The following is a 21,085-nucleotide window of genomic DNA, read 5'->3' as shown; positions in this document are numbered from 1 at the left end:
CGATCGCCTAGTGCGTGATGCCCTCGCGATCGAACAGCGCCATTAAGGTGCAGCTCATTGTTGCGATCAGCTTCTCCTCGTCTTGCTCCACCGCAAAGGCCTGACCCTCAGAAACCGTTATCGTTCTGCCGGGCTTGAGAACATGAGCCCGAAACAGGAAGTACTCGCCGCGTGCCGGGGCCAGAAAATTGGTCTTGAATTCGACGGTAAGTACTGCGGCATTGTGGGGCATCAGCGAGAAGGCGGCATATCCGCAGGCCGTATCCAGCGCTGTCGTGATGATGCCGGCATGAATGAACCCATGCTGCTGCGTAAAGGCGGTGTTGTACGGCATTTTTAGTTCGACTTCGCCGGCTGCCTGGCGAGCAACTTCGATGCCCAGTGTCGCCATCGCCGTTTGGCGGGCGAAGCTCGCCTGCACGCGGGACTCGAAGTTTTCATCCTTTGGAATGAATTTGGTCATCTCGCTCTACGGCGCCTTTCGCCATTCCAGCACGCCATCACCCGCCGTGCTGATCGGCCCCGACGCTCCCACCGGCGTCTTATCCTGATCCATCAAGAACGCCAGCGTCGCCTGGTCCTGCACCGGCACACGCGCCAGCGCGCGTTCATTGGCAGCAGTGCGCAGGATCACCACGCCATGTTCGATCTCGCCACCGCGGCCGTAGATCACCGTGAAGCTTTCGACAGTGCCGTTGCCCGAAGCTTCGGTGACATATCTCGGGACGGGCTTGCGATTGCGATCGGCGTCAACCTGCACGCCAGTGTCCTGCGCGATCGCTGCCTTGGGCATCTCCTTCGATACCACCAGCGCGTGGTGTTTGGTGACGAAGCCGCCTTGCGCGTAGAGCAATCCAGTCTTCGTACCAGCGCGGATCTTGCGCACCATCGCGCATGCGGCATGTGCCATGTAGTCGTTCAGTGGCGCACCAAAGAAGGTGAGACCGCCGGTCACAGTCGGCTGCACGTCACTGCCAAGGCCGAGGGTGCGGCGGGCCATCTTCGGCACGCAGGGGAAGCAGCTATACAGCTCGATGGCGCCAAAGTTCTTGCCCGAGCCACCGACCAGATCCATGGCGACTTTCAGCACGGCATTCTGCGCGTGGCTTTCCGCATACTGGTCGCGGTCGAGATAGTCGCGCGGCTCTTCGGCCGAGGCGCCGCCCCAGATATGGACAATGCGGTTCTCGGGCACGCCGGCGGCGCGCGCTTTCGCAAGGCTGGTGACGAGGATCGCGGCGGACTGGTTGACCATTGGATTGGCCACCATCAGCTTGGTATAGGGCCAGGCGATCAGCCGGTTGTCGGGCGTCGGCGTAGTGATCTGCTCTGGCGTGTAAGCCTTCTTGATCCAGGCCTCGGGATTACTCGCGGCGACGCCCGCATAGCGTGACCACAACTCGCCGGATTCGCGATGCGCCTCCCGCGGCGTCTGGCCCCAATGCGCGGCAGAGGCGGCTTCATAGAACGGGTAGACCGTGACCGGTTTGGCCACGCCGAGCTTGGTCGCCATCGGCTTCTGATAGTTGGCGCCGCGCAGCGGCTCCGGCGCATCCTTGGCGAAGGGCGTCCAGGGCAGGTCGACCTTCGCGCGTTCTGCCTTGGTGGCCGTGCCCTGCGATTCCGCACCTGTAATCGCCGCGACCTGGGATTCGCCGCGAGCGATACGCTTGGCTGCTTCGTGGATATAGCGGATCGGGCTCTCGCCGCCGACCGGGCCGTAATAGGCGTGCTTCGGATTGATGCCGAGCTTCTCGCTGAGCTGCTTTTCCGGGGCGGTGTAGCGCCAGCTCAGGAAGTTCACGATGTCGAGCGAGTCGATATCCTTGAGAAGTTTTGCGCCTGAATCCTGCTCCGCGCGCTTCAACGCCTCGATCATCAAGGCGAGCGGCTCAAGGCCTTCTCTAAGCTCCTTCGGATGATCCGAGAATTCGCCGACGCCGACAATGACGGGGATGCGGTCTTCAGCTTGGTTCGATACTGCCATTGTTCTTGCTCTTGCCTTTATTCGGAAACCAGCATGGTGAGGTGCTCCGCCGCTTCGGCAAAGTCTTCCTTGAATTCCTGCACAACTGCGCCTGCGGACTTGACGCTGTCAATCAGACCGACGCCCTGTCCGACGAAATAGCTGACCAGATCCCGTGCCTGCGCATTGCCGGCTGCGGCTGACCGATCGATGGAGGCGAAGGCATCGCGGCTGATCAGGCTCTGCAGTGGCATCGGTAGCGCGCCGGGGCTGTCTTCGCCGCGATCCCACGCATCAGTCCAGACCGAGCGCAACTGCCGTGCGGGCTTGCCTGTGCGTCCCCTGGAGCGGATAGCATCCCGCGATGAGGCGGCAATCATCTTCTCGCGAAAGATTTCGGAGGTTTCGGATTCCGTTGTCGCGAGCCACACCGAACCGGTCCAGACGCCTGCAGCGCCCATCGCCATGCATCCTGCCATTTGCCGCCCGGTCATGATGCCGCCGGCGGCGAGAACCGGGACCTCGCGCATCGGTTTGATGGCCTTGATCACCTCCGGCACCAGCACCATGGTCGAGACCTCGCCGCAATGGCCGCCGGCCTCGGTGCCCTGCGCCACGAGAATATCGACGCCGGCCGCAACCTGCCGGATCGCATGTTCCTTGGCACCGACGAGCGCCGCCACCGGGACGCCATGGGCTTTGCCCATCTCGATCATCGCCTTCGGTGGCACGCCGAGTGCATTGGCGATCAGCCGGATCGGATGATTGAAGGAGACGTCGAGCAGTCGCAGTGCAGTCTCGCCATCGAATGGTTGCGGCTGATCGGCGGAGACTTCGGTGATCTTGAGATCGACGCCGTATTTTTTCAGCAGGCTCCTGGTGAAAGCGCGATGTTCCGGCGTGATGCGGCGCTCCAGCGACTTCCAGGTGACGTCCTTCTCGCCTGCGGTGGAGATGTTCTCCGGGATCAGTACATCGATGCCGTAAGGCTTGCCGTCGACGTGATCGTCGATCCACCTCAGTTCCTGCTCCAGCGTTTCCGGCGAATGCGCGGTGGCGCCGAGCACACCGAAGCCGCCGGCGCGGCTGACGGCGGCAACCACGTCGCGGCAATGGCTGAAGGCGAGTAATGGAAACGCGATGCCCAGCATCTCGCAGATTGGCGATTTCATCAGCGCATCTCCCCAATGTCTTGTGACCCGCTTCATGTGGCAGGTTCGTGATGAACGCTAGCGCATAGGGAAGGATGATGCCAAGCGGACGAATGTCATTCCGTCCGACAAAATACCACGGCAACAGCGTCCGATTTCCTGCTTGCACTTTCGCGCCACGCGGGAAATGCTGTCAGCAACAAGCAAAGCAATAAATACGGGAGGGAACGCATGGCCGCTGCACAGCCGCAATCTGTCTCACATCAGAACGCGCGTATCGATGTCGTGGTCGTCGGCGCCGGGTTCGCGGGGCTTTATTTGCTGCACAAATTGCGCGGCCTCGGTTTCCATGTGAAAGTCTTCGAACAGGGCGGCGATGTCGGCGGCACTTGGTACTGGAACCGCTATCCCGGCGCGCGCTGCGATGTCGAGAGCATGCAGTATTCGTTCTCGTTCGATGACAGGTTGCAGCAGGAATGGGACTGGAGCGAGCGCTATGCGCCGCAGCCCGAAATTCTGCGCTATGCCGGCCATGTCGCCGATCGCTACGATCTGCGGAAGGACATCCAGTTCAACACGACGGTCAAATCTGCAGTCTTCGACGAACGCGCCAATCGATGGACGGTAACGACTTGCGATGGTCAGGCCACCATCGCGCAGCATGTCGTGCTCGCGACGGGTTGCCTGTCGAATGCGCGTACGCCCGAATTCAGGGGCATGAAGGATTTCAAGGGCAAGGTCTATCACACCGGCAATTGGCCGCATGAGACAGTCGATTTCACCGGCCTGCGCGTGGGTGTCATCGGCACGGGATCGTCAGCAATCCAGTCGGTCCCGCTTATCGCCGAGCAGGCGAGCCAACTCTACGTATTCCAGCGCACTGCGAATTTCAGTGTGCCGGCGCGCAATGCGCCGCTCAGTGATGAAGAGCGCAAGTCGTTCCGCGACAACTATTCCGAAATCCGCCGGCAAGCGCGTGAGGATTTCAAGAACGGCATCGTGCAGCCGATTCCGGACCGCGGCGCGCTCGACGATCCGGAGCATGAAAGGCGTGAGAAGTATCATGCGCGATGGACATCGGGCGGGCTTACCTTCATGGGCGTCTACAATAACCTGGTCTTGGATCAGCGCGCCAACGATACCGCCGCCGATTTTATCCGCGAAAGAATTTCAGAAATCGTCAGCGATCCCGAAACGGCAAGGCTGCTCCAGCCGACCGATCATCCGGTTGGTTCGAAGCGTATCTGCGTCGACACAGATTACTATGCGAGCTTCAATCGCCCGCATGTGACGCTGGTCGATATCAAGGCCCATCCGGTTGAGCAGATACTGCCGAATGCCGTACGGACCGGCGGCAAGGACTACCAGGTCGATGCGCTTGTGCTGGCCACTGGCTTCGATGCGATGACCGGCTCAGTCGCCAAGATCGACATTCGCGGCCGCGGCGGCCAGACGCTGAACGACAAGTGGGCGGAAGGCCCGCGAACCTACCTCGGCCTGATGAGCGTGGGCTTTCCGAACCTGTTCATCGTCACTGGCCCCGGCTCGCCCTCGGTGCTGTCCAACATGATTGTGTCCATCGAGCAGCATGTCGACTGGATCACCGACTGCGTCGCTTACATGCGTGATCGTGGCGCAGGGGTGATCGAGGCAACGCGTTCCGCGGAGGACAAGTGGGTCGCGCATGTCAATGAGGTTGCGGCCGGCACGCTCTATCCGCAGGCCAATTCCTGGTACATGGGCGCGAACATTCCTGGCAAACCGCAGATATTCATGCCCTATATCGGCGGCGTCGGCGTCTACCGGCAGATCTGCAACGATGTCGCAGCGAAGGACTATGAGGGGTTTGCGATGACGGTAGGGGCGGAGGCGAAGGCGGCGGTGGCGTCCTAGAGGTGGGCCGAGAAGCTAAGTCCCCTCGGTCGTCATGGCCGGGCTTGTCCCGGCCATCCACGTCTTACTTCGCACTGGGGCCAAGGCGTGAATCCCCGAGACAGGCCCGGGGATGACCCCTGTGTTTTTGGCTAAAACGCCGTATACCCGCCATCGATCACGAATGTATCCGCCGTGTGATACGATGACGCCTTGCTCATCAGATAGACAGCGATGCCGCCGAAGTCCGACGGTTCGCCGAAGCGGCGCACCGGGATGCGCGGCATGACATTGGCGACGAATTTCTCGTTGCCCATGATCCCTGCCGTCATGTCGCTCTTGATCCAGCCCGGCAGGATTGCATTCGCCGTCACACCCTGCCGCGCCAGTTCGACGGCGAGGGCACGCACCAGCGCGTTGATGGCGGCCTTGGTCGCCGCATAGTGCTCGTTGCGCGCGGTGCCAAAGATCGAGGCGAGGCTCGAAGTCGCAACCAGCCGGCCGAACTTGTCACCGGCTTCGGCGCGTTCGGTCATGTGGCGTGCGGCGACCTGGAAGGCATGGAAGACACCGTCGAGATTGGTGGCGAACATGGTGCGCCACTGCTCTTCGGTGCGGTCGATGAAATTGTGCCGGCCGCCGCCGCCGATGCCGGCATTGGCGAAACAGCCGTCGACGCGGCCGAATTTCTTCAGCGTGGCATCCATCGCCGACTTGACCGAGGCGGTGTCGGTGACGTCGCAGACCAGGGTATCGACCTTGCCAGCGCAGTCCGCCATGGTGGCGGCCGCGGCCTTGTTCTTCTCGGCGTTGCGGCCCCAGATCGAGACGTTGCAGCCGGCGGTGGCCAGCGCCTGCGCGATGCCGAGGCCGATACCGCCATTGCCGCCGGTGATGACGGCCACGCGGCCGCTGAGGTCGAATATCTGTGTAGGCGTTGCCATGTCAGCGTTTCCATGTTTGGCGCGCGTTATGCCGTTCGTCCGTTGGTGGGCTGGTGTTCCCCAGGAAGCATGGACAAGCGCGTCTGAAAAATCAAATATGCTGCCTGACATACAATGCTTCCACACCGCGGAATAAACACGCGGACCATCCCGTGAGGAAACCATGCAGTTCAAACACGTCACGCTCGATTTCGACGGTAATGTCGCCATCCTGAAGCTCGATCATCAGGAGGTGATGAATGCGGTATCGGTCGATATGCTTGGCGGCCTCACCGAGGCGCTGGAAGAAATCGATGAGCGCCGCGACAATGTGCGCTGTCTGGTGATCACCGGCGCCGGCCGCGCCTTTTGCACCGGCGCAAATCTTCAGGGCCGCAACAATCAGGTGACCAAGTCGCGGAGCAGCGCGGGCGCGACGCTGGAGACCGCTTTCCATCCGTTCCTGCGCCGGTTGCAGAACCTGCATTGTCCGATCGTCACCGCCGTGAACGGCCCGGCGGCCGGCGCGGGCATGAGCTTCGCGCTGATGGGCGATCTCATTCTCTGTGCGAAGTCGTCCTATTTTCTGCAGGCGTTCCGTCGTATCGGCCTTGTGCCGGATTGTGGTTCGACCTGGATTCTGCCCCGCCTGATCGGCAAGGCGCGCTCGGTGGAGCTGTCGCTGCTCGGCGAAAAGTTGCCCGCCGAGAAGGCGCTGGAATGGGGTCTCGTCAATCGTGTCTATGACGACGCTGCGCTGATGGACGAGGCGATGAAGCTCGCCCACGATCTCGCCAATGGCCCGACTGTGGCGCTGTCGCTGATCCGTAAGCTCTATTGGGACAGCCCGGAAAATTCCTTCGAGGACCAGATCAATCTCGAAGTGCAGTCGCAGCGGATTGCCGGTGCGTCGCCGGACTTCAAGGAAGGCGTGGCCGCATTCCTCGAGAAGCGCCCGGCCAAGTTCACGGGCAAGTAAGCCTTGAGTTCAGCTTCCGTCGCGGAGCTGCTCGGACGCAGCGTCGTGTCGTGGTGCAATGGCGCCACCGGCGTGACGGATGCAAAGCGTTTGTCCGGTGGTGCCAGCCAGGAGACGTGGTCGTTCGATATCACGCATCCTGATGGTGCCATCGCCGCAATCCTGCGTCGCGCACCGTCGGGTTATGGCGCGGCGCCCGGCCGTGCTGCAGGGCTCGATGCCGAAGCGGTACTGATGCAGCTGGCCTTCGATGCGGGTGTACCATCGCCGAAGGTGCTGCATGTTCTCAAACCGGGTGATGGATTGGGAACCGGCTTCATCATGCAGCGAGTCGCTGGCGAAACCATCCCGCGCAAGATTTTGCGCGACGATGAATTCGCAGGGGCGCGGCCCAAACTCGCCCGGCAATGCGGCGAGATCCTCGCCGGCATCCATGGGCTGTCCGCTGCAAGCCTGCCGCAACTCCGTTGCATGAATGCAGCAGCAGAAATCGCCGAACTGCAGCATGAGATCGGCGGCTTCGGCTGGCCGCGCCCGGTGTTCCAGCTGGCGCTGCGCTGGCTGCGCGACAACGATCCCGGCCCATCAGAACGCGTCACCTTGGTGCATGGCGATTTTCGTCACGGCAATCTGATGATTGATCCTGATGGCGTGCGGGCCGTGCTGGACTGGGAACTCGCGCATCTCGGCGATCCCATGGAGGATCTCGGCTGGATCTGCGTCAATTCCTGGCGCTTCGGTGTCGTCGACAAGCCGGTTGGCGGGTTTGGCACCTATGAGGAGTTGTTCTCGGGTTATGAGGCGGCCAGCGGCACCGCGGTCGATGTGGCACGCGTCAAATTCTGGGAAGTAATGGGGACGCTGCGCTGGGGCGTGATGTGCGTCGGCATGATGCAGCGGTTTCGTCTCGGCCCGGATCATTCGATGGAGCGCGCGATGATCGGGCGTCGATCGTCTGAAACGGAAATCGATCTACTCAGGTTGTTGGCACCGCGCGCATGATCCCGAGAAGTGGCGGCCGGTTTTCGGATTAGATCATGCGCAAAAGCACAAGGTGATGACATGCAAGATGAACCGAGACCCGATGAACTGGTAAAGGCCGTCGCGGATTTCCTTCGCAACGACATTGCACCTCAAATCTCAGGTCATGCCGCCTTCAAGCTGCGTGTCGCGATCAACGCGCTCGATCTGGTGACACGGCAATTGACGCTGGCCGGCGATAGTGACACGGCCGAGTTGCATGGATTGACAATGCTGCTCGGTGTTCACGGCACGCTGGAGAGATTGAACCGGGATCTCGCCGATCGTATTGCGCAAGGCGACATCGATCTCACGACGCCCGGTGTGAAAGAGCATCTGTGGCAGACGACACTGGCGAAGCTCGCCGTCGATCAGCCTAACTATGGTTCCTACAAGCGCGAGCTGGAACCGAAGTAAGCGCCGAAGCGCTACTTCCCCTTCCAGTTCGGCTTGCGCTTCTCCGAAAACGCCTTCGGACCTTCGATATAATCCTCCGACGCCGCCATGGCCTTCACTGCGGGGTATTCGCGCTGCTCGGTGATGGCCTGTTCCAGCGACACCGCCATGCCCTTCTGAATCGCCTGCTTGGAGGCGCGGATGGACATCGGTGAATTCTGGCAGATCGTTTCGGCCCAGCGCAGTGCGGCGTTCAGGGCTTCGCCCTGCGGCACCACTTCGTTGACGAAGCCGAGCTCATAGCCTTCCTGCGGCTTCACATGGCGCGCGGTGAGGATCATGCCCATGGCGCGCTTCATGCCGATCTGGCGCGGCAGTCGCTGCAGACCGCCCGCGAGTGCAGCAAGGCCGACGCGGGGCTCGGGCAGGGCAAAGGTCGCATTTTCCGCAGCGATGATCAGGTCGCAGGCCAGCGCAATCTCGAAGCCGCCACCCATGGCGACGCCGTTCACCGCAGCGATGATCGGCTTGTCGCAATCGAAGCGCGCAGTGAGGCCCGCGAAGCCCGACGTGTTCCAGCCGCGCTTGCCGCCGGCGGCCTGCCATTTCAGATCGTTGCCGGCGCAGAACGCCTTGTCGCCGGCGCCGGTGACGATCGCCACCCACTGTTCGGGATCGCTAGCGAAGTCGTTGAACACCTCGTGCAGCTCGTTATGCGCGTCGGTGTGCAGCGCGTTGTAAACTTCCGGGCGCGACAGCGTCACGATGGTGATCGGTCCCTTGCGGGTCACGGTTGAGAATTGCAGAGCCATCGCGGCCTCCCTTTTGTTTTTCGTTACGCAGAATTTATGACGCCAAAGCGTACCTGACTTGCCGCGCTTGACTTGATCGGACGATGCCATCTTAATCGCTCGATTAACAAGAGCAACAAAGCTCGGAAAACAATCGGGAGAGCGCCTTGGATTTTTCCCTGCCAGCCGATCTGGTCGCCTATCTCGCCGAACTCGATTCATTCATCCTGCGCGAGATCAAGCCGCTCGAAGAGCGGGATGACAATATCCGCTTCTTCGATCATCGCCGCGAATGGGCGCGCACCGATTTCGACAATGGCGGGTTGCCGCGACATGAATGGGAGCAGCTGCTGCGTCAGGCGAAGAATCTCGCCGACAATGCCGGCCATCTGCGCTTTGCGATCCCGAAGCGCTATGGCGGCAAGGACGGCAGCAATCTCTGGATGGCTGTGATCCGCGAACATTTCGCCGCCAAAGGCCTCGGCCTGCACAATGATCTGCAGAACGAACATTCCATCGTCGGCAATCTGCCGCTGGTGACGATGCTGGATCGCTATGGTCGCGACGACCAGAAGGAGATGATCGAAGGCTCGATCACTGGAAAATATCGCATCACCTTCGGTTTGACCGAGCCGGAGCACGGCTCCGACGCGACGCATATGGAGACGACCGCAGTCGAGGCAACGCGCGACGGCGTCAAGGGCTGGATCATCAACGGCGAGAAGATGTGGACCACCGGCATGCATGTGGCCACGCATTGCGCGCTGTTCGCGCGCACGTCGGGGAACGACGGCGATGCGCGCGGCATCACCTGTTTCCTGGTGCCGGCTAAGGCCGCAGGCGTAAAGATCGAAGAATATATGTGGACCTTCAACATGCCCACAGACCATCCGCGTGTGTCGTTCACCGATGTGTTTGTGCCGGATGATGCGCTGTTCGGCGAGATCGGTCGTGGTCTGTCGCTGGCGCAGTGCTTCGTGCATGAGAACCGCATCCGTCAGGCGGCCAGCTCGTTGGGCGCCGCGGTCTATTGCATCAATGAGAGCGTGAAATACGCGCGCGAGCGAAAGCCGTTCGGCGAGGAACTGGCGCGCAACCAGGGCATCCAGTTTCCGTTGGTCGAGCTGGCGACGCAGGCGGAGATGCTGCGGCTGCTGATCCGCAAGACGGCGTGGGAGATGGACCAGCTCACCCAGGCGCAGGTCGAACACACGCTGTCGGACAAGGTGTCGATGTGTAACTACTGGGCTAATCGGCTGTGTTGCGAGTCCGCCGACCGCGCGATGCAGGTGCATGGCGGCATGGGCTATTCACGCCACAAGCCGTTCGAGCACATTTATCGCCATCACCGCCGCTACCGCATCACCGAAGGCAGCGAAGAAATCCAGAAACGCAAGGTCGCGGGATTCCTGTTTGGCTATATGGGCGTCAACAAGCACTGATGTGCTGCGTCAGTTGATGTAGCCTGGAATTTCCGCAGGCGAGGCAACCAAATGTCGTGCGCCCGCGGTGGTCAGCTCCTCGCGGCCGCCATAGCCATAGAGCACGCCGATCCCCGAAATGCCATTATTCGCAGCGCCGATGATGTCGTGCTTGCGATCGCCGATCATGATCGCCCGGGCGGGATCGGCGGAGGTCTCGTCGAGCGCATAACGCAGCAGGTCGCTCTTGTCGACGCGAGTGCCATCGAGCTCTGAGCCAAATACGCGCGTGAAGTATTTGCGCAGGCCGAAGTGATCGACGATGCGATCGGCGAACACATGCGGCTTGCTGGTGGCGACAAACAGCCGGCGGCCTGTTGCGTGCAACGTATCGAGCGTCGCGGTGATGCCATCATAAAGCGTGTTCTCGAACAGGCCGATCGTGCCGAAGCGTTCGCGATAGAGTTCGACGCCGCGATCGGCATCCTTATCGCCGCCGAGCAGCGCCACGAAGCTGGCGCGCAGCGGTGGACCGATGCACCAGGTCAGTTCGTCCTGTGTCGGGACGGGAAGCCCGAGCTTGCCGAGCGCATACTGGATCGAACCCGTGATGCCGATCTTGGGATCGGTGAGTGTTCCGTCAAGATCGAAAAAGACCGTGTCGATGGCATGTGGCTTCATCTAGTTCGCATACCTTGCGGTGAGATCGCGTGAGATTCGCGAGCCTTCGTCGATATAGCGGCGGATGGCGATACTGGCGGCAGGCGTGCAGGTCCGGTAGGTCTGCTGGAAGCCGTTATAGCCGCGGTTGAAGCCGGCGATCATGCGGGCGCGGCGCTCGCCGGACGGCGTCTCGGCATCGACCAGCGCCTGCATCTCGTTGCGCCACTTGTTGCCTTCGTTGTTGCCGCAGATGCCGCGCAGGTAATGCAGCGCGCCGAGAATTTCTGACATCCGCTGCAGGTCATTGTCGAACGGCGCAGCCGCGTCCTGTGCCCGGGCAGAGCCAGCGCAGGTCATCGCAATGGTCAGAATGATGAGCAGATGCTTCAACATGAATGGTCCCGGAACCCGGCTGATATGCCTTTTCAAGGCGTCTGAAGCAAGGCAACGCTGCTGGTGCGACAAGGAGCTATTTATGGTCCGACCAGATCTTCCGCCATGGCGAGGATCGGACCGAGGCCATCGGTGGTCTTGAAGGCGCCGAGATCGTCCGGCGCGACCCACTGGAAATCGTCAAGTTCGTCATTCAGCTCGGGCTCGCCAGCCACCCAGCGTGCGGCAAAGGACATGATCAGGTAGTGCCCGGCCACCTTGTCGTTGGGCAGGACTTCGCGAAAGCCGGACAGGCCGACAATGTCGATGGTCAGTCCGGTTTCTTCCATTACCTCGCGGGCAAGGGCTACGGCGAGGGATTCGCCGAATTCCACGCGTCCGCCGGGCAGTGAATAGAAGCCCTTGCCGGGCGAGCGGGCGCGACGGACCAGCAGCACCTTGCCATCCCGGAAGATGGCGGCGCTGGTGGCGAGTTGTGGATGAGCGGGAGGCGTGTCGGTCACGAGGTCATTGCGCCATGATGCTGTCGACGTCGGATTCCTGATCGCGGCCGTTGATGATGCCGCCGGCGGTGCCGACCATCGGCTTGACCCAGCCGGCGGCCTGTTCGGCCAGCATGGCACGGGTTCGATCCTGTTGCACGGTGCGCATGGCTTCACCGACCGTGATCAGGATCTGCGTCATGTTCGCGACCAGTGCATCGAATTCTGCACGGATGGCAGGGCGTGCAGCCTCATAGGATGCGATGGCGAGATCGCGGGCCTTGAAGTTGGATTTGATGAAGTGCTCGGCATAGCTGAGCGGCTGCCATTCCAGAAACAGCTCATAGCAGTCCGGCATGTCCGGGATCAGCTCGAGCAACATGATGGCTTCGTTGAAGTGGTTGAGATAGTCGGTCGCCAGACCCGTGCGCGGATTGATATTGGCGGCCATCAGCTCGGCAGCTGACGCAACGGGGCCTGCACTGGCACTGGCCAGATCGTGATGGTCATGCTGCGCCGGTTGTATGGCCGTCAGGGTCATATGTCGCACTGTTGGTGTTTTGGGTTAAAACCGCCTGAAGAGGCAGGATTGCGAATCGAGAATGTGCGGGCGGTTTGTCATTACATCAGCGCCGGAAGCGTTACGGCAGGTATTCAGTTATATCGAGCAACCGAATTTTCCCGCGAGGTACAATATTGCGCCGACGCAGCCGGTTCCTGTTGTCATCGTTGAAAACGGATTCCGGCATTTCCGTCTAATGCGATGGGGCCTTTTACCCTCCTGGGTCAAGGACCCGCGGAAGTTTACGCTTCTGATTAATGCACGTGCCGAGACGGTGCAAGAAAAGCCGGCCTTCAAAAACGCGATTCGCCGTCGCCGCTGTCTGATTCCGGCCGATGGCTATTACGAATGGCAAAACCGCGGTGAACGAAAACAACCGTATTTTATCCACCCAAGCGCAGGCGGGCCTATGGGATTCGCAGGTCTTGCCGAGACCTGGATGGGACCGAACGGCGAAGAAGTCGACACAGTCGCAATCATTACTGCGGAAGCCAGCACGGGCATGTCGGTACTGCACCATCGCGTGCCGGTGACGATCGCACCCGATCATTTCGGCCAGTGGCTCGATTGCAGTTCGGATAGCGCGTCCGACGTGATGACGATGCTCGCTGCGCCCGCAGACGGCACCTTTGCCTGGCATCCCGTGGCGATGGCCGTCAACAAGGTGGCCAATGACGAAGCGCAACTGATCCTGCCGATCTCGGCAGAAGAAGCTGCCGTGGAGCAGGTGAAGCCGACGAGGGCGCCGCGCAAGGTTGTGGTGAGCGAAGACGACGGCCAGGGCTCGTTGTTCTAGCTCACGGCGTCAGCGGCCGGCCATCGAGCCATTTCGCATAGATCACGCGCTTCTGTTCGCCGTAGCCGAGCGACTCGTAGAATGCCTGCACCTTGGTGTTATCCGAGCGCACCATGAGCTGCATCTTCTCGATGCCGCGCTCGCGCAGCCAATCTTCGGCGGCCGCCATGATACCGCGGCCGAAATCCTGGCGCTGGTGGTCGGGATCGACCGAGACGTAATAGACCCAGCCGCGATGGCCATCATGGCCGACCAGCACGGAGGCGACGATGGTCCTTCCCCTGCGGCCGACCAGGACGTCGGCATTGGTGCCTGCGCGCGCCAGCCTGATATCGGCCTCCGGATCGTTCCAGGGCCGGACCAGTCCGCAGCGCAGCCAGAGCTGAACGACCGCTTGAATGTCGGTGTCGACGAGCCGGGCAACTTTCAATGTTGCACCGGCAGCAGCACCTTGCCCGGATTGAGAATGTTCAGCGGATCCAGCATCGCCTTCAGGCTGCGCATCAGTTCGATGGCGACGGGGTCCTTCACCGAGGGCAGCTCAGCCGCCTTCATCTGGCCGATGCCATGTTCGGCGGAGATCGAGCCGCCCATGCGCAGCACGACGTCGAAGACGACTTCGTTGACGTCGTGCCAGCGCGCCAGGAATTTCTCGCGGCCGTCGCTGTCGCCGAGCGTTTCCTTGGGCTGCGTGACATTGTAGTGGATGTTGCCGTCGCCGAGATGGCCGAACGGCACCGGGCGTGCGCCGGGCATCAGCTTCACGACGGCCGCATTGGCTTCGGCGATGAAGGCGGGCACGGAAGCGACCGGCACCGAGATATCGTGCTTGATCGATCCGCCTTCTGGTTTCTGCGCCGGCGAGATTTCCTCGCGCAGTTTCCAGAACGCCTGACGCTGGGCGATATTCTCGGCGATCACGGCGTCATCCACGATGCCGTCTTCAAAGCCGCGTTCGAGGATCGCCTCCAATGTCGCGCGGGCATCGTCGCGACCTGACGACAATTCCATCAAGACATACCAGGCGTGTTTGCTGGAGAGCGGGTCGCGAATGCCGATGCCATGGCGGACGCTGAAATCCACAGCGATATCGGCGATCAGTTCGAAACTGGTGAGGTTGCCGGCGGCTTCGGAGCGGGAGATGCTGAGCAGCTTCAGCGCATCGTCCGGCGACTTCAGGCCGACAAAGGCGGTCTCGACCGCGCGCGGCTTTGGAAACAGCTTCAGCGTTGCCGCGGTAATGATGCCGAGCGAGCCCTCAGCGCCGATGAAGATGTTGCGCAGGTCGTAGCCCGTGTTGTCTTTCTTCAGCTTTGACAGGCCATTGAGAATGCGGCCATCGGCCAGCACGACTTCGAGGCCGAGAGCCATCTCGCGCGCGACGCCATAGGCGAGGGCAGTGGTGCCGCCGGCATTGCTGGAGAGATTGCCGCCGATGGTGCAGCTGCCTTCCGAGCCCAGTGACAGCGGAAACAGCCGATCGGCTTCCGCGGCGCGCTGCTGCGCGACCTGCAGCACGAGGCCGGCTTCCACCGTCATAGTGTTGGATGACGTGTCCAGATCGCGCACCTTGTCCATCCGGCGCATCGACAGCACGACCTCGCCGCCATAAGGCGTCTGGCCGCCGACGAGCCCAGTATTGCCGCCTTGCGGCACCAGCGCGGTGCGGGTCTCGGTGGCGAGTTTGCAGATGGCGGCGACCTCGGCGGTCGAGCCCGGGCGCAGCACCAGCGGCGAGGTGCCGAAAAACAGGTTGCGATCCTCGGTGACGTATTGATGCACGTCGGCCTGATCGGTGATGGCGTATTTGTCGCCAACGATGGCCCGGAAGCGCGCGATGGTTTCGGGGGAAAGCGTGGGCGGCTTCGGCTGGACGATATTCATAACTATTCCCTTGGATATTTTCTTGGCGCGTTTCTTGGTCTTGCGTTCGAATTACACGGCGGCGCGGCGCAGCCGGTCATTGATGGCTTCGCCGAGCCCATGGTTCGGCACCGGCATCACCGCGATGCCGCTCGCGCCCGAAGCCATAGCAGCGGCGTCGAGCGCACGAAGATAGCCGAAAAGATTGGTGGCTGCTTCCCCGAGATCGCCCTGTTCGGACAAATTCAGGACAGCGGCGGCGGCCTCGATGCCGGGCAGCGGGGCCGATCCGAAAGCCAGTAGCGCCTCGCCGGGATTCACGGTCTCGGCCAGCAGCCGCACCCGTGTCCGCGGCGCATAATGCGAGGCCAGCATACCCGGCGCCAGCGGCTGGTTTGTATCGCTTGCGGGTTCGTCCGGCGGGCTCGCCAGCGGTTGGCCCAGCACCCGTTCGATCGCCTCGCGTGGCAGGCCACCGGGGCGAAGCAGCATCGGCGTGTCGAAACAACCGACGATGGTGGATTCAACGCCCACTTCAACCGGGCCGCCATCGAGAATCATGTCGATCCGGCCATCCAGATCGCTCAGTACATGGACTGCGGTGGTCGGCGAGACATGCCCGGAGATATTGGCCGACGGCGCCACCACGGCACCGCCAAAGGCCTGCAGGAGCGCGTGGGCCACGGGATGCGCCGGCACACGAATGGCAATGGTGTCGAGGCCGGCGGTGGCCAGATCGGCCACCGGGCAGTCCGCCGCCTTGGGCAGCACCAGCGTCAGCGGCCCTGGCCAGAACGCCTCGGCAAGCGCCAGCGCGCGCGCATCGAATCGGGCAATGCGCCGGGCAGCGGCGAGATCCGCCACATGGGCGATCAGCGGATTGAACGACGGCCGGCCCTTGGCCTCATAGATCCCCGCCACGGCCCGCGGATTGGCCGCATCGGCGCCGAGCCCGTAGACCGTCTCCGTCGGGAACGCCAGCAACCCGCCCGCGTGCAGGCAGCGCGCCGCCTCCGCAATATGGGCGGCGTCGGCAGGGCTCATCCGAGTGGTCAGGCCTACGGCCATGCGGGGCAGATCCTTGTCTTCAAAATTGGTCAGGCTTCTTTACCGGGGTTCTTGCAGGATGCGAAACCCAAGGCTATAAGCCGCGCTCTTAGTCGGAGTGTGGCTCAGCCCGGTAGAGCACTGCGTTCGGGACGCAGGGGTCGCAGGTTCGAATCCTGCCACTCCGACCATGATTTCAATGGCTTAGCGTCATTTTGCGGCGCCGCCGTCTGTCAAGAATCTCCTGAATTTCATCTGAGAATAGCCGCCCGGGCGCGCAAGCCATGATGCGCGCAGCTATCCGCCCTCAAAAACGCGCTTGCGGGCATTCTCGATATGCGACCGCATGGCTTCGCGCGCTCCGGCTTCGTCTCTGGAGGCGATCGCATCGAGCACGGCCCGGTGCTCCTCTTGCCCACGCAAAAGTCGATCGCGAGGCTGGATCAGGGAGAGGTTTCGATTGAGCGTGATACCCACGCTCACCTGAGACTGGATCGCGGCGAGAGTCGCGGCGAAGAAGCGATTGCCGGTGGCCTCTGCGACTGAGCGGTGGAACGCAATGTCTTCCTCCACGCCCAGTGCGGCATCTGCGATCACTTGATCAAGTGCTGTGATGGCGTCGCGGATCCGGCGCAAACCTTCCGGATCGTGATCGCGCGCCGCAAGCGCGGCAGCTTCTCCTTCGATGCCGATGCGAAATACGAAACAACGCTGGATATCGGCAATGCTTCCCACGGGAGCGTAGTTGTAAACGTCTGCCGCTGGACGCCGCATCACGAATGAGCCGGCGCCCTGCCGCGATGCGACGACGCCGTCATCGCGCAGCCGCATCAGTGCTTCACGAACGACCGGGCGCGAAACGCCAAGCTGATCTGCCAGGCGTGTCTCGGGGGGAAGCCGCGAATTGACCGGATAGATTCCGACCGTGATCTGGCTGAGGACATGATCGTAGACGCGGTCGCTAAGCTTTCCCGTCACGGCCGGGCGCTCCGGAATGTCGTCCCGTTTGACCGTTGAGCCCATGTTCACCCCGTCCTTACTCCGAACATGCTCCAGTCTTTGGCAACATTACATCTTTTTTACAAGTTGGTGCACTGCCGCTGACAATCCGGGATTGCGGTGCTCGCCAAACTGCTTAGGCGCGAGCGGCCGTGAGGGCATCCGGTCAAGCGCGGACGGCGGCGTCTGACAGCCAGGCCTCGATCAGCCGCTGCACGTGAAGGGCAGAGCGCACGCTATTGGACGGTTCACGTCGTTGTTCGATTGCGTCCAGCATCTCGGTGATCAGGCTCCGATGCGGCCCGTGATCGAATGCCATCGGATCGGCACCTCCACCACCCGATTGCGCGGTCCCAACCCTCTCTGGCGGGCCTTCGTGACGATGGATGACCAACTGGAACGTCTCGAGATAGGCCGAGCCGCGTGTGCCAGCGATTTCGATACGCTCCGGATAGCCGGGCCGCGCAATACTGGTGGCATCGAGCACGCCGATGGCACCGCTCCGGAAGCGCACGGCCGCCGCCGTCACGTCTTCAGTATCGATCGTTCGGAGCGGCGAGGTTGATGCAAAACCGGCGACGTCCTTATGCGGCCCCACAAAATGCAGAAGCAGATCGAGCGTATGGATGGCCTGCGTGAGCAACACGCCGCCGCCATCGCGAGCCTTCATGCCGCGGCCTGGTTGACGGAAATAGGCGTCATCACGCCACCAGCGGATCGATGCACTCGCCGACAGGATATCGCCCAGATCTCCCTGATCCAGCACCGCCTTCAGGCGTAGTGCTGCGGGACGAAAGCGATGTTGCAGGCACACGCCGCACCGCACGCCGGCAGCCTCCGTGACGGCCGCGAGTTCCTCACCCCGGGCAACCGATATCTCGACGGGCTTCTCCACCAGAATGTGCTTCCCTGCTGCGGCTGCAGCCTGCACGGTCGCCAGATGTGTTCCAGGGGGCGTCAGTATCAGGACGAGATCGAGATCGGAGTGCGACAGTAAATCCTTTTGGCTATCGAAAACCGGAACGCCCCACTGCTGTGAAAACGCTGACCGCCGGTCCGCTGACGGCGCAAACCCGCCGACGATTGTGATCCGTCCCTGCGCCTGCAATTCAAGCAACGAAAGAATATGCGGCTTCACCGCCATTCCGAGCCCAATCAGGCCGACTCCAATTGGCATGCGTCTCTCCCGATGGCCGACCTTCTCAAGGCGCCGACTTGTCGGCTCTTAGGGGCGGGTATGAAGTCACAGATTGATATGCGAACGAGCAAGACGGGCAAGGTGCGACATCGCGACATCAGCAAGTCCTGCTCATGATTGGCCGATTGCGATCTCCCAATGCTTGACAGATGTCGCCCAACTCGTCGATGCTGTGTTTACAAATAAATGACAACCGCGCGCGACGCGGGTGCATATGCCAGGGAGGAATCGGAAATGCGGATCTGTCCGAATGCATTATTGCGCCCGTTTGCCGGCGCCGTGGCTGTCCTCGCCGTGACGGCTGCCGCAGGCGAGCCCCTGAGGGCCGCCGAGCCGATCGTTCTCTCGATCATCGATACCGGTGGCGATCTGGCATCCACCCAGGTCATCATCGAGAACTACAAGAAAGCCAATCCGGACAAGATCAAGGAAATCAAGATCCAGCGCGCGCCGGCGCCGGAACTGCCAGCGAAGATCAAAGCTCAGCAGGATGCTGGACGGCTGGACATCAACCTTGTGCTGACCGGGCAGGACGGTGGCGCATTCCTTGCAGCGAACAACCAGCTGATCAAGATTCCCGACTTCCAGAAGCAGTTTCCGCGCGACGACATGACGCCCGCCGGCAAGGCGCTTTATGACGAAGGCGGCGAGTACATGGTGCCGTCGGTGGGCAACGCCGGCGGACCGGTCTTCGTCTACAATCCCAGCAAGGTCCCGAACCCTCCCAAGACCGCCGAAGAACTGCTCGCATGGGCTAAGGCAAATCCAGGCCGGCTGATGTATGCGCGGCCGGCGAACAGTGGCCCGGGCCGGTCGATCGTGCTGGGCATGGCGCACATTCTGAATGACTCGAAGCCGCTCGATCCCGACAAGGGGTGGGACAAGACTTGGGCCTATCTGAAGGAGCTTGGGCAGTACGTCGAATACTATCCGACGGGCACGGCGATCACATTGAAGGAATTCGCCCAGGGGCAACGTTGGATCATCGCCGGCATCATGGAATGGGACATGAAGCCCCGTGCCCAGAGCGTCATCCCGCCGGACTCCAAGATCACTATTCTTCAGAACACGACCTTCGTGGTCGATGGGCATTACTGGTGCATCCCCACAGGCGTGCCGAAAGAGCAGGTCGACGTCATTCTCGATCTCATGAAGTTCATGCGCCGGCCCGAGCAGCAGGTCCTTTCCTGGCCGGGCTTCATTGGGCCGACGATCACCGCTGCCACCATGGAGAAGGCGCCCAAGGAGATCCAGGAACTGGTGAAGGAGTTTTGGCGGCCCGAATACGACGAGGTCGGAACCAAGTGGAAGGTATCTCCACCGCTCGGCGTGAAGGAATTGAGCTACGCGATGGATCGTTGGGACCGGGAAGTGGGCGCAAACCAGGTCAAGAAGTAATCAATTCGATGAGCGTGCGGGTCCGCATGTACGGGCCCGCCGGTGGCTTTGTTGCTTCTTACTCAGAAACGGGACGACATGAACGGGCCGGGAGATACGTTGGACTCGCTGAAGCTTGGAATCACCAAGCGCTATGGCAACAAGACCGTGCTGGACAACCTTGAACTCGATATCCGAAAGGGCGAGTTCGTCACCTTCCTCGGACCGAGTGGATGCGGAAAGTCGACGGCCCTATCGATCGTCGCTGGCCTCATTGCGGCGACCGAGGGCGAGATCAGGCTCAATGGGGTGCGGGTCGATCATCTTCCACCCGAGAAGCGCGCGTTCGGAATGGTGTTCCAGAATTACGCGCTGTTTCCCCATATGACGGTGTTCGACAACGTCTCGTTCGGGCTTACCCTGAAGCCGTTGTCGAAGGATGAGATCAAGAAACGCACCGATGCGATGCTCAAACTGGTGCAATTGACCGGCTATGAGGAGCGCTATCCGGGCCAGCTCTCCGGCGGTCAGCAGCAACGCGTTGCGATTGCGCGGGCTCTTGTGCTGCATCCGCGCCTGATGTTGTTCGATGAGCCGCTTTCGAATCTCGATGCCAAGCTGAGGGTCGAGATGCGGGCGGAGATCAAGCAGATTCACGCCGCGCTGGGGTTGACGTCGATCTACGTGACCCACGACCAGGCTGAAGCACTGTCGCTGTCGGACAGGATCGTGGTGTTGCGCAATGGCGTCCTGATGCAGTCGGGCACGCCGCAGGAAATCCACGACCGGCCCAAGAATGTCTTCGTGGCGGACTTCATGGGTTTCCGGAATTTCTTCAAGGTCAGGATCACGTCGGTGTCCAACGGAATCGCCGAAGGTGTCGGCGACGGAGTTCGCATTCGGGCGCGGGCAGGGGCCGATGTGCGAGCGGATGTAGATATGGTCATGGCGATCCGCCCGGACGATATCCGGGCGGGCGGTGAGGTGGTTTCCGGTTCCGAAGATGTTAGCGGCCGTGTCGAAGTGGTCGAGTATCTCGGCCGGGAACAGGAAGCCGCCATACGCATCAATGACAACACGCGAGTCTGGTTACGCACCGCTGAGGCGATACGAACCGCCGACACGATTGGCCTTCAGTTTCCGATCGACAAGGTCGTCCTGCTTCCTGCGGAATAGGCGAGAAAAT

The 21,085-nt window shown here is 61.6% G+C and carries 22 protein-coding genes and 1 tRNA gene; 9 read left to right on the top strand and 14 right to left on the bottom strand.

What is annotated here, in order from left to right; genetic code table 11:
- Positions 1-7: 7 nt before the first annotated feature.
- From AB8A33_RS22485 to AB8A33_RS22475, 3 genes are read right to left on the bottom strand one after another with little or no spacing between them, the layout of a single operon-like run.
- Entirely contained in the window at positions 8-463 is a 456-nt protein-coding gene (locus AB8A33_RS22485) for a PaaI family thioesterase (protein ID WP_439094789.1), read from the bottom strand.
- 6 nt (positions 464-469) lie between these two features.
- Positions 470-1,987 (bottom strand): acetyl-CoA acetyltransferase, encoded by a 1,518-nt coding sequence (locus AB8A33_RS22480; RefSeq protein ID WP_439094788.1) that lies wholly within the window; start codon positions 1,985-1,987, stop codon positions 470-472.
- 17 nt (positions 1,988-2,004) lie between these two features.
- Positions 2,005-3,138, bottom strand: a complete 1,134-nt coding sequence (locus AB8A33_RS22475; RefSeq protein WP_439094787.1) for a nitronate monooxygenase — start codon at positions 3,136-3,138, stop codon at positions 2,005-2,007.
- 210 nt (positions 3,139-3,348) lie between these two features.
- Here AB8A33_RS22475 and AB8A33_RS22470 point away from each other — a divergent pair, with 210 nt between their 5' ends.
- On the top strand, positions 3,349-5,010 hold the full coding sequence (locus AB8A33_RS22470; protein WP_439094786.1) for a flavin-containing monooxygenase: 1,662 nt from the start codon (positions 3,349-3,351) through the stop codon (positions 5,008-5,010).
- Between the two features lie 131 nt (positions 5,011-5,141).
- Here AB8A33_RS22470 and AB8A33_RS22465 read toward each other — a convergent pair whose 3' ends face one another.
- Positions 5,142-5,933, bottom strand: a complete 792-nt coding sequence (locus AB8A33_RS22465; protein WP_439094785.1) for an SDR family NAD(P)-dependent oxidoreductase — start codon at positions 5,931-5,933, stop codon at positions 5,142-5,144.
- Positions 5,934-6,096: 163 nt separating this feature from the next.
- On the opposite strand from AB8A33_RS22465, the gene AB8A33_RS22460 reads away from it, so the two are divergent.
- Genes AB8A33_RS22460 through AB8A33_RS22450 form a run of 3 tightly spaced genes read left to right on the top strand, consistent with a single transcriptional unit; the run spans position 6,097 to position 8,328 of the window.
- Complete coding sequence (locus tag AB8A33_RS22460) at positions 6,097-6,891, top strand: enoyl-CoA hydratase/isomerase (RefSeq protein WP_092139475.1); 795 nt, start codon at positions 6,097-6,099, stop codon at positions 6,889-6,891.
- Between the two features lie 3 nt (positions 6,892-6,894).
- On the top strand, positions 6,895-7,893 hold the full coding sequence (locus tag AB8A33_RS22455; RefSeq protein ID WP_439094784.1) for a phosphotransferase family protein: 999 nt from the start codon (positions 6,895-6,897) through the stop codon (positions 7,891-7,893).
- A 60-nt stretch (positions 7,894-7,953) separates the two neighbouring features.
- Entirely contained in the window at positions 7,954-8,328 is a 375-nt protein-coding gene (locus tag AB8A33_RS22450; protein WP_439094783.1) for a DUF6285 domain-containing protein, read from the top strand.
- Positions 8,329-8,339: 11 nt separating this feature from the next.
- On the opposite strand, the gene AB8A33_RS22445 is transcribed toward AB8A33_RS22450, so the two are convergent.
- On the bottom strand, positions 8,340-9,119 hold the full coding sequence (locus AB8A33_RS22445) for an enoyl-CoA hydratase-related protein (protein ID WP_116661614.1): 780 nt from the start codon (positions 9,117-9,119) through the stop codon (positions 8,340-8,342).
- A gap of 146 nt (positions 9,120-9,265) precedes the next feature.
- Between AB8A33_RS22445 and AB8A33_RS22440 the strand changes: the two genes are divergently transcribed.
- Positions 9,266-10,540, top strand: a complete 1,275-nt coding sequence (locus tag AB8A33_RS22440; RefSeq protein WP_439094782.1) for an acyl-CoA dehydrogenase family protein — start codon at positions 9,266-9,268, stop codon at positions 10,538-10,540.
- Positions 10,541-10,549: 9 nt separating this feature from the next.
- On the opposite strand, the gene AB8A33_RS22435 is transcribed toward AB8A33_RS22440, so the two are convergent.
- From AB8A33_RS22435 to AB8A33_RS22420, 4 genes are all read right to left on the bottom strand, one after another.
- Positions 10,550-11,185, bottom strand: a complete 636-nt coding sequence (locus AB8A33_RS22435) for an HAD family hydrolase (protein ID WP_439096008.1) — start codon at positions 11,183-11,185, stop codon at positions 10,550-10,552.
- Positions 11,186-11,200: 15 nt separating this feature from the next.
- Positions 11,201-11,575, bottom strand: coding sequence for a TIGR02301 family protein (locus AB8A33_RS22430; protein WP_439073186.1), 375 nt, complete (start codon positions 11,573-11,575; stop codon positions 11,201-11,203).
- A gap of 80 nt (positions 11,576-11,655) precedes the next feature.
- Positions 11,656-12,078, bottom strand: coding sequence for an NUDIX hydrolase (locus AB8A33_RS22425; protein WP_092139465.1), 423 nt, complete (start codon positions 12,076-12,078; stop codon positions 11,656-11,658).
- A gap of 4 nt (positions 12,079-12,082) precedes the next feature.
- Positions 12,083-12,598 (bottom strand): hypothetical protein, encoded by a 516-nt coding sequence (locus tag AB8A33_RS22420; protein ID WP_439094781.1) that lies wholly within the window; start codon positions 12,596-12,598, stop codon positions 12,083-12,085.
- A 61-nt stretch (positions 12,599-12,659) separates the two neighbouring features.
- Between AB8A33_RS22420 and AB8A33_RS22415 the strand changes: the two genes are divergently transcribed.
- Complete coding sequence (locus AB8A33_RS22415; RefSeq protein ID WP_439094780.1) at positions 12,660-13,415, top strand: SOS response-associated peptidase; 756 nt, start codon at positions 12,660-12,662, stop codon at positions 13,413-13,415.
- 1 nt (position 13,416) lies between these two features.
- On the opposite strand, the gene AB8A33_RS22410 is transcribed toward AB8A33_RS22415, so the two are convergent.
- From AB8A33_RS22410 to AB8A33_RS22400, 3 genes are read right to left on the bottom strand one after another with little or no spacing between them, the layout of a single operon-like run.
- Positions 13,417-13,845, bottom strand: a complete 429-nt coding sequence (locus tag AB8A33_RS22410; protein ID WP_439094779.1) for a GNAT family acetyltransferase — start codon at positions 13,843-13,845, stop codon at positions 13,417-13,419.
- Complete coding sequence (locus tag AB8A33_RS22405; protein WP_439094778.1) at positions 13,842-15,299, bottom strand: FAD-binding oxidoreductase; 1,458 nt, start codon at positions 15,297-15,299, stop codon at positions 13,842-13,844. Before AB8A33_RS22405 ends, AB8A33_RS22410 begins: the two co-directional genes overlap by 4 nt.
- A gap of 51 nt (positions 15,300-15,350) precedes the next feature.
- Entirely contained in the window at positions 15,351-16,346 is a 996-nt protein-coding gene (locus AB8A33_RS22400; protein ID WP_439094777.1) for an L-threonylcarbamoyladenylate synthase, read from the bottom strand.
- 93 nt (positions 16,347-16,439) lie between these two features.
- Between AB8A33_RS22400 and AB8A33_RS22395 the strand changes: the two genes are divergently transcribed.
- Positions 16,440-16,516 (top strand) — tRNA-Pro (locus tag AB8A33_RS22395).
- Between the two features lie 106 nt (positions 16,517-16,622).
- On the opposite strand, the gene AB8A33_RS22390 is transcribed toward AB8A33_RS22395, so the two are convergent.
- Positions 16,623-17,348, bottom strand: coding sequence for a FadR/GntR family transcriptional regulator (locus AB8A33_RS22390; protein WP_439094776.1), 726 nt, complete (start codon positions 17,346-17,348; stop codon positions 16,623-16,625).
- A 142-nt stretch (positions 17,349-17,490) separates the two neighbouring features.
- Entirely contained in the window at positions 17,491-18,501 is a 1,011-nt protein-coding gene (locus AB8A33_RS22385) for a Gfo/Idh/MocA family protein (protein WP_439094775.1), read from the bottom strand.
- 255 nt (positions 18,502-18,756) lie between these two features.
- On the opposite strand from AB8A33_RS22385, the gene AB8A33_RS22380 reads away from it, so the two are divergent.
- Positions 18,757-19,920: an ABC transporter substrate-binding protein gene (locus AB8A33_RS22380; RefSeq protein WP_439094774.1), complete on the top strand. Its 1,164-nt coding sequence runs from the start codon at positions 18,757-18,759 to the stop codon at positions 19,918-19,920.
- 78 nt (positions 19,921-19,998) lie between these two features.
- The gene (locus AB8A33_RS22375) at positions 19,999-21,075 is read left to right on the top strand and encodes an ABC transporter ATP-binding protein (RefSeq protein ID WP_439094773.1); all 1,077 of its coding nucleotides are present in this window, start codon (positions 19,999-20,001) and stop codon (positions 21,073-21,075) included.
- Positions 21,076-21,085: the final 10 nt, after the last annotated feature.

Source organism: Tardiphaga sp. 813_E8_N1_3 (assembly GCF_051811025.1).
In the GTDB taxonomy this organism is placed as follows: domain Bacteria; phylum Pseudomonadota; class Alphaproteobacteria; order Rhizobiales; family Xanthobacteraceae; genus Tardiphaga.
Note: the sequence above shows the minus strand (reverse complement) of the source record. Positions and strands in the feature narration are given on the sequence as shown.

What these genes read in the sequence shown, in the direction of transcription:
- AB8A33_RS22460 (WP_092139475.1), top strand. Translation starts at nt 6,097, where the DNA reads ATGCAGTTCAAACACGTCACGCTCGATTTCGACGGTAATGTCGCCATC.
- AB8A33_RS22400 (WP_439094777.1), bottom strand. Translation starts at nt 16,346, where the DNA reads ATGGCCGTAGGCCTGACCACTCGGATGAGCCCTGCCGACGCCGCCCAT.
- AB8A33_RS22475 (WP_439094787.1), bottom strand. Translation starts at nt 3,138, where the DNA reads ATGAAATCGCCAATCTGCGAGATGCTGGGCATCGCGTTTCCATTACTC.
- AB8A33_RS22385 (WP_439094775.1), bottom strand. Translation starts at nt 18,501, where the DNA reads ATGCCAATTGGAGTCGGCCTGATTGGGCTCGGAATGGCGGTGAAGCCG.
- AB8A33_RS22470 (WP_439094786.1), top strand. Translation starts at nt 3,349, where the DNA reads ATGGCCGCTGCACAGCCGCAATCTGTCTCACATCAGAACGCGCGTATC.
- AB8A33_RS22445 (WP_116661614.1), bottom strand. Translation starts at nt 9,119, where the DNA reads ATGGCTCTGCAATTCTCAACCGTGACCCGCAAGGGACCGATCACCATC.
- AB8A33_RS22390 (WP_439094776.1), bottom strand. Translation starts at nt 17,348, where the DNA reads ATGGGCTCAACGGTCAAACGGGACGACATTCCGGAGCGCCCGGCCGTG.
- AB8A33_RS22430 (WP_439073186.1), bottom strand. Translation starts at nt 11,575, where the DNA reads ATGTTGAAGCATCTGCTCATCATTCTGACCATTGCGATGACCTGCGCT.
- AB8A33_RS22450 (WP_439094783.1), top strand. Translation starts at nt 7,954, where the DNA reads ATGCAAGATGAACCGAGACCCGATGAACTGGTAAAGGCCGTCGCGGAT.
- AB8A33_RS22485 (WP_439094789.1), bottom strand. Translation starts at nt 463, where the DNA reads ATGACCAAATTCATTCCAAAGGATGAAAACTTCGAGTCCCGCGTGCAG.
- AB8A33_RS22480 (WP_439094788.1), bottom strand. Translation starts at nt 1,987, where the DNA reads ATGGCAGTATCGAACCAAGCTGAAGACCGCATCCCCGTCATTGTCGGC.
- AB8A33_RS22465 (WP_439094785.1), bottom strand. Translation starts at nt 5,933, where the DNA reads ATGGCAACGCCTACACAGATATTCGACCTCAGCGGCCGCGTGGCCGTC.
- AB8A33_RS22405 (WP_439094778.1), bottom strand. Translation starts at nt 15,299, where the DNA reads ATGAATATCGTCCAGCCGAAGCCGCCCACGCTTTCCCCCGAAACCATC.
- AB8A33_RS22375 (WP_439094773.1), top strand. Translation starts at nt 19,999, where the DNA reads ATGAACGGGCCGGGAGATACGTTGGACTCGCTGAAGCTTGGAATCACC.
- AB8A33_RS22380 (WP_439094774.1), top strand. Translation starts at nt 18,757, where the DNA reads ATGCGGATCTGTCCGAATGCATTATTGCGCCCGTTTGCCGGCGCCGTG.
- AB8A33_RS22420 (WP_439094781.1), bottom strand. Translation starts at nt 12,598, where the DNA reads ATGACCCTGACGGCCATACAACCGGCGCAGCATGACCATCACGATCTG.
- AB8A33_RS22415 (WP_439094780.1), top strand. Translation starts at nt 12,660, where the DNA reads ATGTGCGGGCGGTTTGTCATTACATCAGCGCCGGAAGCGTTACGGCAG.